The organism is Chromobacterium sp. (assembly GCF_041912965.1).
GTDB classification, from domain to species: Bacteria; Pseudomonadota; Gammaproteobacteria; order Burkholderiales; family Chromobacteriaceae; genus Chromobacterium; species Chromobacterium aquaticum.
On sequence record NZ_JAYSGF010000039.1, the window covers coordinates 13,541 to 25,555 of the forward strand.

6 protein-coding genes, 1 other RNA gene and 2 pseudogenes are annotated in these 12,015 nt (G+C 59.4%); 4 read left to right on the forward strand and 5 right to left on the reverse strand.

Annotated elements, in window-relative coordinates:
* Positions 1-78 precede the first annotated feature (78 nt).
* Together ACE3QM_RS18260 and ACE3QM_RS18265 are read left to right on the forward strand one after the other, a co-directional pair.
* Positions 79-3,171 (forward strand): response regulator, encoded by a 3,093-nt coding sequence (locus ACE3QM_RS18260; protein ID WP_374423869.1) that lies wholly within the window; start codon positions 79-81, stop codon positions 3,169-3,171.
* Complete coding sequence (locus ACE3QM_RS18265) at positions 3,168-4,265, forward strand: HD-GYP domain-containing protein (RefSeq protein ID WP_374423871.1); 1,098 nt, start codon at positions 3,168-3,170, stop codon at positions 4,263-4,265. The genes ACE3QM_RS18260 and ACE3QM_RS18265 overlap by 4 nt, the downstream gene beginning before the upstream one ends.
* Before the next feature lie 128 nt (positions 4,266-4,393).
* On the opposite strand, the gene ACE3QM_RS18270 is transcribed toward ACE3QM_RS18265, so the two are convergent.
* Positions 4,394-4,837 (reverse strand): hypothetical protein, encoded by a 444-nt coding sequence (locus ACE3QM_RS18270; protein ID WP_156183878.1) that lies wholly within the window; start codon positions 4,835-4,837, stop codon positions 4,394-4,396.
* Between the two features lie 358 nt (positions 4,838-5,195).
* Between ACE3QM_RS18270 and ssrA the strand changes: the two genes are divergently transcribed.
* Positions 5,196-5,560, forward strand: a transfer-messenger RNA (tmRNA) gene (ssrA, locus tag ACE3QM_RS18275).
* A 118-nt stretch (positions 5,561-5,678) separates the two neighbouring features.
* Here the strand turns inward: ssrA and ACE3QM_RS18280 are convergent.
* From ACE3QM_RS18280 to ACE3QM_RS18290, 3 genes and pseudogenes are all read right to left on the reverse strand, one after another.
* Positions 5,679-6,035: a hypothetical protein gene (locus ACE3QM_RS18280; RefSeq protein WP_374423873.1), complete on the reverse strand. Its 357-nt coding sequence runs from the start codon at positions 6,033-6,035 to the stop codon at positions 5,679-5,681.
* 266 nt (positions 6,036-6,301) lie between these two features.
* A pseudogene (locus tag ACE3QM_RS18285) lies at positions 6,302-6,463 on the reverse strand (methyl-accepting chemotaxis protein); the annotation flags it as partial.
* A gap of 429 nt (positions 6,464-6,892) precedes the next feature.
* Positions 6,893-8,011 (reverse strand): annotated as a pseudogene (locus tag ACE3QM_RS18290) (PAS domain S-box protein); the annotation flags it as partial.
* Positions 8,012-8,784: 773 nt separating this feature from the next.
* Here ACE3QM_RS18290 and ACE3QM_RS18295 point away from each other — a divergent pair.
* Positions 8,785-10,014 carry a hypothetical protein gene (locus ACE3QM_RS18295; protein WP_374423875.1) on the forward strand — a complete coding sequence of 410 codons (1,230 nt, stop codon included), beginning with the start codon at positions 8,785-8,787 and terminating at the stop codon, positions 10,012-10,014.
* Between the two features lie 214 nt (positions 10,015-10,228).
* On the opposite strand, the gene argS is transcribed toward ACE3QM_RS18295, so the two are convergent.
* Positions 10,229-11,947 carry an arginine--tRNA ligase gene (gene argS / locus ACE3QM_RS18300; RefSeq protein WP_374423877.1) on the reverse strand — a complete coding sequence of 573 codons (1,719 nt, stop codon included), beginning with the start codon at positions 11,945-11,947 and terminating at the stop codon, positions 10,229-10,231.
* Positions 11,948-12,015: the final 68 nt, after the last annotated feature.

Sequence of the window (12,015 nt, forward strand, 5' to 3'; positions counted from 1 at the left end):
GATCCCCATATGCTATAAAACACAGGAATATGATTTGATCATAAAAGTCGATCTCATTGACTGATGGGGCACAGGCGCATGCGGCAAGATATCGCTCCCGGCACAGACGCGTTCCAATTCCTATCCACGCTGCCGCCCAGCGCCGCGCAGCGGCGATTGGCGCTGAGCGCCATCGCGGTATCCATGCTGGTGTTCGCCTGCGTGCTGCCTTTCGCCAAGCTGCCACTGCTGAAAATCCCGTCCTTCATTCCCGCCTACCAGGCGGCGCTGGCGGTGTGCGATCTGGTGACCGCCGCGCTGCTGTTCGGCCAGTACGCGATTTTGCGCGCGCGCGCCTTGCTGGCGCTGGCCGTCGGCTATCTATTCACCGCGCTGATGGCGATGACGCACGCGCTGACCTTCCCCGGCGTGTTCTCGCCCACCGGCCTGCTGGGCGCCGGCCCGCAAACCACGGCCTGGATGTATATGTTCTGGCACGGCGGCTTTCCGCTGATGGTGCTGTGCTACGCGGCGCTGTCCAGCCGCGGCGACCATAGGCGCGGCATCGGTCCGCTGCCGGCCATCCTGCTCTGCGTGGGCGCCACCGTGCTGCTGGCCGCGGCGCTGACCGCGCTGGCCACGCTGGGCCACCCGCTGTTCCCGCCCATCATGCAAGGCAGTCGCTACACCCCGGTCATGTTCGGCGTGGTGGCCACGGTGTGGGGGCTGAGCGCGCTGGCGCTGACGGTGCTGGCCTTGCGCTGGAAGCGCACCTTGCTGGATATCTGGCTGGCGGTGGTGATGACGGCCTGGCTCTGTGATATCGCGCTGTCGGCAATGCTCAACGCCAGCCGCTACGATCTGGGTTTTTACGCCGGCCGCGGCTATGGCCTGCTGTCCGCCAGCTTCGTGCTGATCATCCTGTTGCTGGAAAACGGCATGCTGTACGCGCGGCTGGCCGATACCGCCGGACAATTGCGCATCGCCAAGCGGCAGGCGGAAGACGCCACCCAGGCCAAATCGATGTTCCTGGCCAATATGAGCCATGAAATCCGCACGCCGATGAACGCCATCATCGGCATGTCCTATCTGGCGCTGAAAACCAAGCTGTCGCAGCAGCAGCGTGACTATGTCGGCAAGATCCACAATGCCGGCACCTCGCTGCTGGGCATCATCAACGACATCCTGGACTTCTCCAAGGTGGAGGCCGGCAAGCTGGAACTGGAGCGGCAACCGTTCTGGCTGGACGATGTGCTGGAGGCGGTGTCCTCACTGGTGGCGCAAAAGGCCACCGAGAAATCGCTGGAGCTGCTGTTCGAAGTCAGCCGCGACGTGCCGCGCGGCCTGGTCGGCGATTCGCTGCGCCTAAGCCAGATTCTGATCAATCTGAGCAATAACGCGATCAAGTTCACCGAAAAAGGCCAGGTGGCCATCATCATCAATGCACTGGAACTGGTGGGCGACAAGGTGCAGCTGCGTTTTTGCGTGCACGACACCGGCATCGGCATGAGCGATGAGCAGGCGCTGCGGCTGTTCCAGCCCTTCAGCCAGGCGGACGGTTCGACCACGCGCCGCTTCGGCGGCACCGGCCTGGGCCTGACCATCGCCAAGCGGCTGGTGGAGCTGATGGGCGGCACCATCAGGGTGGAATCCGCTCCAGATTGGGGCAGCCTGTTCATGTTCAGCGCCTGGCTCGGCATATCTTCCGCCACCGACCCGCGCCGCCAGGGCTTGCCCGGCGAAATCTCCAGCCTGCGCGTGCTGGTGGTGGACGACAATGCCTCGGCGCGGGACATCCTGTCCGACCAGCTGCGCTCGCTGGGTTTTTCCGCCCATGCCTGCGCATCGGGTCCGGAAGCGGTGGCGGCGATTGCCCAAGCCAATCTGGAGCAGCCCTTCGACGCAGTGTTCGTGGACTGGATGATGCCGGGCATGAACGGCGTGGAAACCATCGCCCAGATCCGCACCCTCAGCCGCAATGTCAAGGTGGTGCTGGCCACCGCCTTTGGCCGCGACGATGTGCGCGCCCAGGGCGAGAGCAGCGGCTGCGACGCGGTCTTGGTCAAGCCGGTCAGCCTGTCCTCGCTCTATGACGTGGTGCTGGGCCTGTTCGGCCCGCAGCGCGATCCGGGCATGACGGCGGCGCTGGCCGACGAGCTGCCGCGCCTGGACGGCGTGCGCCTGCTGGTGGTGGAAGACAATCTGGTCAACCAGCAAATCGCGATGGAACTGCTCAGCGATGCCGGCGCGCTGGTGACGCTGGCCAATCACGGTGGCGAGGCGCTGGCTCGGCTGGAAGCCATGGGCGCCACCGGTTTCGACGCGGTATTGATGGACGTGCAGATGCCGGTGATGGACGGGCTCACCGCCAGCCGGCGCATCAAGGCCGACCCCCGAATCTCGTCCTTGCCGGTGCTGGCGATGACCGCCGACGCGCTGACCGAGGAGCGCGAAGAGTGCATGCGCGCCGGCATGGACGACTACATCGCCAAGCCGATAGACCCGCACGCGATGTTCCAGACCCTGTTGCGCTGGGTAAAACCCTCGCGGCCGGGCGCGGACATCCGCCGCGCGACTTCCGCGGCGCTGGTGCTGCCGGACATCCCGGGCCTGGACCAGCAGGCGGGCCTGAAGCGCGTGGCCGGCAAGCGCGAGCTTTACTTGCACCTGCTGCGCCAATTCATCGCCGAAGAGGCCGATGCCGCCGCCAGGCTGTCCGCGGCGCTGGAAATCGGCGATTACACTCAAGCCGAACGCACCATCCACACCTTGAAGGGCGTCAGCGGCAGCGTGGGCTGCGTGCGCCTGCAAGAGGCGTCCACCGAACTGGAACGCGCGCTGCGCGCGCGCGACGGCATCCCGCAAGCGCTGGCGCCGCTGGCGGCGGAGCTGGAGCGGGTGATGACGGCGCTGCGCGCCGCGCTGGAGGCGGAGGACCGCTTCGCAGCCATCGCCGCGCCGGCCGCGCAGCCGGAGCTGCTGCGGCGATTGGCGGCGCTGCTGGCCGCCAGCGATGGCGACGCGCTGGGGCTGTTCCTGCAACACGCGCCGGCGCTGCGCGCGCTGTTTTCCGCCGAGGAATTCGCCGCCTTTGAGAAAGCGCTGACCCAGTTCGATTTCGTCCTGGCGCTGGCGCTATTGCGCGTCACCGCCGCCGCCCAGCATATTGCCCTACCGGAAAACATAAAATGATGGAGTCCGCGCCCCCCCGCCGCCAGACCGTGCTGATCGTGGACGACACGCCGGAAAGCCTCACCCTGCTCTACAGCCTGCTGAAAGACCAGTACCGCACCCAGATCGCCAACAGCGGAGAGCGCGCGCTGGAACTGCTGGCCGACGGCGAACTGCCGGACCTGCTGCTGCTGGACGTGATGATGCCGGGCATGGGCGGCTTCGAAACCTGCCGCCGGGTCAAGGCGGACCCGCGCACCGCGCGGATTCCGGTGATCTTTCTGACCGCGATGGGCGAGAACGAGAATGAGCAGGCCGGCTTCGACGCCGGCGCGGTGGACTACATCATCAAGCCGATCTCGCCGCCCATCGTGCTGGCCCGGGTCAAGACCCATCTCAAGCTCAAGGCCGCCACCGACCTGCTGGAAGACAAGGCCTCGCTGCTGCAAGGCGAGGTGGAAAGCCGCATCCGCGAGGTGCAGAAGGTGCAGGACATCACCATCCTGGCGCTGGCCTCGCTGGCGGAAGTCCGGGACCAGGAAACCGGCAACCACCTGCGCCGGACACAGAGCTATGTGCGCGCGCTGTGCCAGCAACTGCGCGACCACCCGCGCTTTCAAGCGGCGCTGGACGACGAAACCATCAATGACTTGTTCAAATCCGCGCCCTTGCACGACATCGGCAAGGTCGGCATTCCGGATCAGATCCTGCTCAAGCCGGGCAAGCTGACGCCGGAAGAATTCGAGATCGTCAAAACCCACACCACCCTGGGCCGCGACACCATCGCCGCGGCGGAGCTGCTGCTGGACGCGCCCAGCAGCTTTCTGCGCCACGCCAGGGAAATCGCTTACAGCCACCAGGAAAAATGGGACGGCAGCGGCTACCCGCAAGGCCTGGCCGGCAGCGACATCCCGGTTTCGGCCCGGCTGATGGCGGTGGCCGACGTCTACGACGCGCTGATCTCGCGCCGGCCCTACAAGGCCGCGCTATCGCACGAACAGGCCGTGGCCATCATCCAAGAAGGCAGCGGCAGCCATTTCGACCCTGATGTGGTATCCGCCTTCCTCGCCATATCCGACACCTTCCGCGCCATAGCCGAACGCTACGCGGACTGATGTTCCGCGCCCGGCTGTAACCACCCGATAAAACGACAGCCCCGCCATCGTTAAATGGCAGGGCTGATTCTCATCCCGGGACAAAACACCGTGGCCGCCGGCGTGTCCTGTCCCAGGCCTCTGGGCGTTCAGGACAACAGCGACTTCACCGTGCTGCTGGTCTTGTGCTCAACCAGCAAGGGCTCCATGCTGTCGCGCTTGGTGATGTCCAGATCGTGCTTGGAAATGATTTCCTTCAACTGACAAGCCAGTTCCGACATGCTGTAGGTACCGGCCTCGATATCGATCAGCAAGCCGTCAACGCGGCTGCGGCTGAGCCGATTGCTCTTCCACTTGCGTTCAAAACCGCCTGCGGCGGCCAGGCTGGACAGCGCCGCGGCCACCGAGGTCAACACCGTGGAGTAGCCCTTCAGGTCGTGTCCCTGCACCTGCAGCAGCCCGCCCACCACCACGCTGCACAAAATCGACCCAAAAATGGCCGTATGATGGGCGAAGCTCCAAAGCCGTTGACCTTTGCCAAACCAGTTTCGCCACTTCAGGGCTTCCTGCCTGAGCGCTTCTTTATCCATCATATTTCCTCCTCGCTGAGAAGTAAGCACATGCGGCCAGTCATGAAGTCAACATAGTCAATCCAACTGAAGTTGCAAATATTGACTCGCAAAATCATGCTGGATTTGAAACCGCCCTGGCCTAATTCCAAGAGCAATGGAGAAATACCCACCGCTAAAAAGCCCGGCCCTCGTCTCCCGAAACCCTTTGGCACCATGGTTTAAATAATCTATCAATCTAGACCACGGTTTTACGGCCAGGCAAGCCGACATTAGCGCCCTCCACGCCGGCCGCTGGCGCGGCAAGATCGGAATGCGTACAAAAGCCGCCATGGAACTAGCTTTGGCCGCGCAATGTCTATATAATGCTACATTCTTATCTGGGGGCGACCTGGTTTCGACGGGGGTTGCGAAGCAGATGGGGGCATACCGGGATTTCAGTCACCCCGTAAAACACTGAGTTTATTTAGTCGCAAACGACGAAACTTACGCTCTGGCAGCCTAAGGGCTAGCTAGACACTACAACGGTTCGCAGATGGGCCGGGGGCGTCAAAACCCTGTAGTGTCACTTTACATCTGCTAGTGCTATGTCGGGTTACTTGGCATGGTGCGAAACAATAGGTAACTCGCCAAAGTCCAGCCTGTCCGTCGGCGTGGCAGCGGTTAAATCCAAATGACACGACTAAGTATGTAGAACTCACTGTAGAGGACTTTCGGACGCGGGTTCGATTCCCGCCGCCTCCACCACAAATTCTAGCAAAATCAATTGCTTACAAAAAAGCCCCGCTAAAACGGGGCTTTTTTTGGGTTGTTTTGGGTGGCTTGGTCAGCATTTTGGTCAACTTTTACCCCCAAAGCCAACCATTCACTGCCCTTTGTTCCGTTCCAACAGGTCCTGGTAGCGTTCCAGACTCTGGTCCACCCTGTCGATGGCGAACCTGGCCGACTCGCCGGCAAGCGGACCGGCGGCCTCCGCCACCTTGGCCGTGCTGCTCAACAGCAAGTCCGTCATCATCACGCCAAGCGCGTCCTCAGGCACGCTCCCAAGCTCGCCAAACGCATGCATCTGCTTCAGCAGGCGGGCTTGCTCTTCCGAACTGGCCCGGTTGATCTGCTCAAGAAAGGCAGCGTCGCGGCGCAGCGCGTCGCTTCCCTCTTCTCCTGCGCCGATCACTGGCGCTGCATCATTGGTTTGATGGTTATTGGCGGCTTCGTCCGACATGGGTTGTCCTTTGTTCGCATGGTTTGGAAATGGATCGGCTATCGCAAGCATAGCCACGACAATGCCCAAATGTCATTAGCCGAGCGTAATCCAAGCCAGAAGCAGGCTTTACCGTGCCGCCGAGAAACAAGTCCGCGGCAACCCGGATAGGCCTCCAAGCCCAGCGGAGCTCACATCGCCTATGCCCGAAGCCCTTATTCGTTGCCGCCGTCTTTCAGATTCTTCAAGGAGGCCTCCAGCGTCATGATGCGCGTGACCGATTCATCGACAAGCTGAGCAATCTCCTTGGCCGAGGAAGTGGATTCAATGGAGAGCTTTCTAACCTCATCCGCCACCACGGCGAAGCCTCTGCCGGTCTCGCCCGCCCTCGCCGCCTCGATGGCTGCGTTCAATGCCAGCAAATTGGTCTGGCTGGCGATGTCATTGATCGTGCCGATAATGGCGGAGATCTTTTGGCTGGACGCGATGACTTGCCGCATTTCCTCGTCCGTCACCCGTTCCGCCTCCATCTTGGCGGTCACATCAACCCCATACGTGACAATATTGCTGACCGCGCCCAGATGATCGCTGATCGGACACACCGTCATATTCATCAATACCAGATCGCCGCTCTTCTTCCGCAGCTTGAATTCCTGAACCACCAGTTCGCCCTGCAAAACGCGCTTGAAATTATCACTGCCAATGATCTCCGGCAGCACCCTGGCATGGCTGACCAATTCATCCACCGACTTGAGATCAAGATGCGACAACATATACGCGTTCGCATCGTACACCTTGCCGTCAAGATTCCATTCGCTGATCACATTCGACATGCCGATGGCTTCGAATCTTTTTTCATACTCAAGCTCTTTCACCTTTGTCTCGGTGATATCGGCCTGCACCGAGACAAAGTTCACCAGGGAACCCTGTTCGTTGAATATCGGATTGATCGCCAAGGACACCCAATAAGGATGCCCGCTCTTGGTGTAATTAAGAATTTCTCCGGCAAACGCTTTTCTGCCGCGCAGTGCAGCGCCGATCGCCTGCACGGTTTGAGCATCGGTGCCCGCGCCTTGCAATAGCGATCCCGGTTTATGCCCGATGATCTCATCGTGCGTATAGCCGCTCATCTTGCTGAAGCCATTATTAGCAAACACCACCAAGCCCTCGCTATCGGCCACCAGCGCGGAATTGTCGGTATTGTCGACGATCAGGGACATCAGCCTCAAATCTTCACGCGCCTTGACCATGGCGGTGATGTCTGTCGCATACTTGACGATTTTCAACACCTCGCCACTAGGATCGACGATAGGGTTGTAGGTGGCTTGAATCCAGACTTGCTGGCCGTCTTTTCTGACACGGCAATACTCCGCGGTCTGAAATACGCCGTCTCTCAGCTTGTCCCAAAATTTCTTATACTCTGGGCTGAGCCGCTCTTCGGCACGGACAAAGATCTGATGATGCTTGCCTCTGATCTCCGCAGGCGCATACCCCATCAAATGACAGAAATTGTCGTTCGCCACCAAGATCGCCCCATCCACATCAAATTCAATTACGGCTTGCGAGCGATTGATGGCCGCAATTTGCGAACTGAAATCAACATTCTTCCTGACGCTCTCGGTTACATCGCTGGCGAATTTTATGATGCGGCACACCCTGCCTCCCGACTTGATCGGGACATAGGAAGCCTGAATCCATAATGCCGCGCCATTTTTGTCCATCCGTTTGAAACAGCTGGTTTGGGATTCTCCGCGCTTGAGCTTATCCCAAAACCCTTGATAATCACTTGAAGACGCCTCCCGTTCATCGACAAAAATCCGGTGGTGCTTTCCCCGTATTTCCGGTAAGGTATATTTCATCAAATCCAAGAATAAATCATTGGCATCCAGTATTGTTCCATCCACATCAAACTGAATCACCGCCTGAGCCGAGTTCAACGCTTTTACAATATTTCCGGACTGGGCTCTGCCTAAAAATCTCGAAATGAAATTTAGCATTTCTCACCCTCCAAATTCTGGCACAAACACTTATTGGGAAGCCGACAATCACCGGCAGCACGCGATAAAGCTCAGAGCCAAAAACCGCCTTTAAACCATTCACGACTTTGGCTGTTTCTGACTGATTTGGCACGCGGCCGCCACGGCATCGACTCGCAACCAACACAAAACACAGATGTAAAACTGACTGAAAACCATCGATTTCACCCAAGTCCTGCGACAAGCACTATTCACCATGGCACAAAAAATGAAATTTGCATAACAAGAGACATGGGCAGCGTGGCTTGCGTCGCATTCTTGGTGGCCGGATCAAAGTCGGCGGCATGACCCGGAGCACGAACACACGAGGGTATCAGCCCGCCGCACGCGGTGGAGGGAGCTTGGGATCAAGTCCCAGCCGATAGGAGGCGCCGGCCATCAAGAGCGGCCTAGCCGCGTCAATTGCGTCCACCCTGCCGTCAAGCCTTCCGCGGCGAAACGTTCTCAGCGCCAATGCACTGGATTGAAAAATAAAAGAATCGAAACCAGCAATAAACACTACCGGCTTGACCCGGCATTCCGAAACGAGGCGGATAGGCTTGCGCGCCCTGCTGTCTTGCCTCAATCACTACGTCGTTCCCATCCCGCAGTCGAACGGACTGAATCTGCTATTGCGCCCCAATAGCGATCTTTGCCGTCACGCCAAAGTACTGAACCAGATCAATTACTTTCGCCATCAGCGTTTCTTTAAAATTCACCGGGCTTGTTAGCAATAATTATTGGAAAGAAACAACATGGCGCAAAAACCACAAATAATCATCAATCAATTTCATGGCAACCCCATCTTGGACAACTTTACTCCCGGGCATGTCAACCTCTCGTTCTACGGCAAGGATGGCAGTTACCAGGGCACTTACGGCGCCAATCATGCTGGCGACCTGCATGGCATCCTGGAAGAAACCGAGACCAATAAAGTAAGAATGAGCAAAGGCTCGGCCTGGTATTCCCAAACTTTTCTGTCGGTTGAAGAGGCCCAGTTTCAGAAGGCGCTCAATTATGCGAGGACCAGTGTCAAGAGAACGCTGGACAAGGAGATTGGCTATCAGCTGATTGGCGGAAACTGCGTGGATTTCGCCACTCAGGCGCTATGCATGGTCAATGAAGACCTGCATGGCTATCTGAAGGACCTGTCGGCCCTGAAAGCCTATTCCAAGCTGCGTGGCGCCAGTTGCCCGGTTGACAAGTCCACTCGTCAACGCCGCAGCCTGCAACAGAATGTCGATGAGCTGGAGCGGCTGTACGGCGTCAAGATCCTGCCGGTCAATGTCTCCAGCATTGGCTATCCCAGAGTGTTCTATACCGACTTCCGACACGTTGATGACTGCTACGCCACCCCTCGTTACAACCGCAGAAGCGGCCCGGTCGACAAGCCCTCCAATTACTCTTGGGACGTTGTCAAGGAGTTCGTGCTGACTTTTGGCACCAATTGCCCGGTCACACGCAAATATGTCGCCCAAAACCTGCCGATTGTTTCTCCGGTTGTCATCAACCTGGATGGCAAAGGCATTGTCACCAAGTCGATCTTTGACTCCAATGTGCAATTCGACTTCGATGGCAGTGGCGAGAAATACTTCACCGGCTGGATCACCAAGGGGTCCGGATTTCTGTTCTGGGACCCCGAAGGCGACAATATGATCCGCGACGCCAGCAAGATGTTCGGCGGCGGCCAGGCTGGCGAAGGTTTCAAAAAGCTGGCCCAGCTGGACCAGAACAAGGACGGCATCATCGATAGCCAGGACCCGGCTTTCCAGCAGCTCAAGGTGTGGATCGACCACAATGAAGACGGAGTTGCCGATCCCTCGGAAATCTACACCCTGGCGGAATTGGGCATCGAAGCGCTCTCGCTGGACTACGCCACCGTCAATATTGAGGACGAACACCACAACCTCATTGGCGAGCGGGCCCACGCCATCGTCAACGGACAACGGCGGGAAATGTCCGACGTCTATTTCAAATACCATTAAGGCCCGCTAACAACACCCCTGATCCTGCGTTGTGCCTCCTTGTCGTACTACTGATACTGCCTGCGTCGGCACGCCTTGGCTCAGCTTCTCTGCGAGGTGTTGTTAGCGGCTCTAAGTCCGTGCCCGGAAGCGGGTGTCGCGATGCCCGCCTCCCATGAAGAATGCCGCCGGCGCAAAGCGCGGGCGGCATTTTTTCCAGCCAGGGCCGGCGGGTTTACATCGAGTCCAGCACCTTGATGCCAAGCAGATCCAGGCCGGTCTTCAGCGTCTTGGCGGTCAGCGCCGACAATTGCAGACGGCTGGCGCGGACTTCGCCCTCGCTCTTGAGGATGGGGCAAGCCTCGTAGAAGCGCGAGAACAGCGTGGCGATGTTGTACAGGTACTGAGACAGATAATGCGGGTAGCAGCCATCCACCACCGCTTGCAAGGTGTCCTCGAACTGCGCCAGCGCGGCGGCCAAGTGCTTCTCGGCCGGCTCGGTGATAACGATGGCGGCATTGGCGTCGTAGCCGTCGGCCTTGCGGAACACGCTCTGCACCCGGGTATAGGCGTATTGCAGATAAGGCGCGGTATTACCCTCGAAGGCCAGCATGGTATCCCAGTTGAAGATGTAGTCGCTCATGCGGTTCTTCGACAGGTCGGCATACTTGACCGCGCCGATGCCCACGGCGGCGGCGATGTCGCGGCGTTCGGCCTCCGGCAGGTCCGGGTTCTTCTCCGTCACCAGCGCGAACGCGCGCTCTTCGGCTTCCTGCAGCAGCTCGATCAGCTTGACGGTGCCGCCGGAGCGGGTCTTGAACGGCTTGCCGTCGTCGCCCATCATCACGCCGAAACCGACATGCTCCAGCTTCATGCTGTCCGGCGCGAAGCCGGCCTTGCGGCAGATGGAGAACATCTGGGCAAAGTGCTGGCTCTGGCGCGCGTCAACCACGTAAATCACGCGGTCCAGATTCAGGGTTTTGTGGCGATAGCGCACCGCGCCCAGGTCGGTGGTGGTGTACAGATAACCGCCGTCCTTTTTCTGGATGATCACGCCCATGGGCTTGTCTTCCTGGGTGCGGAATTCTTCCAGGAACACCACTTGGGCGCCATCGTCCTCGGTCAGCAGGCTGGCGGCGCGCAATTCTTCGACGATGACCGGCAGGTCGTCGTTATAGGAGGATTCGCCGCGCACGTGCTCGCGCTTGAGGCCGACATTGAGCTTCTGGTACACCGCCTCGCAATGCTTCAGCGACACGTCGACGAACTGCTCCCACAGTTTCAGCACGTCCTGGTCGCCGCCCTGCAGCCTGACCACGTAGTCGCGGGCGCGGTTGGCGAAGTCTTCGCTCTCGTCGAAACGCACTTTGGCGTTGCGGTAGAAGGTTTCCAGGTCGGACAGCTGCAGTTCGGCGTCGCCGGCGTGGCTGGTTTCCACCAGATAGGCGGTCAGCATGCCGAACTGGGTGCCCCAGTCGCCCACGTGGTTGGCGCGCACCACGTCGTGGCCGACGAATTCCATCACTCGGGCCAGCGCGTCGCCAATGATGCTGGAACGCAGATGGCCAACGTGCATTTCCTTGGCCAGGTTGGGCGAGGAGTACTCCACCATCACGCGCTGCGGCGCAACGCGGTTGATGCCTAGCTTGTCGTCTTTCAGGGCGGCTTCGCTTCGTCGGGCAAGATATTCAGGGGCTAGATGAATATTGATGAAACCCGGGCCGGCGATTTCCACCTTGTCGGCGATGCCGGCAAGATCCAGCGCGGCGACCACTTTTTGGGCCAGTTCGCGCGGATTGGTCTTGAGCTGCTTGGCAGCGCCCATCACACCATTGGCTTGGTAGTCGCCGAATTCCGGCTTGGACGCCGGCTGCACCACGGCAGGCGCGTCCGGCGCGCCGGCTGCCGCCAGGGCGGCCTGCACCCGTTGATTGATCAGTTGAAGAATAGTCATTAGAGCCCCAAGAATTGCCGCGAAAACGAAAATTAGTCTTCGCTTCTGAAAAAAACTACTTGTTGATT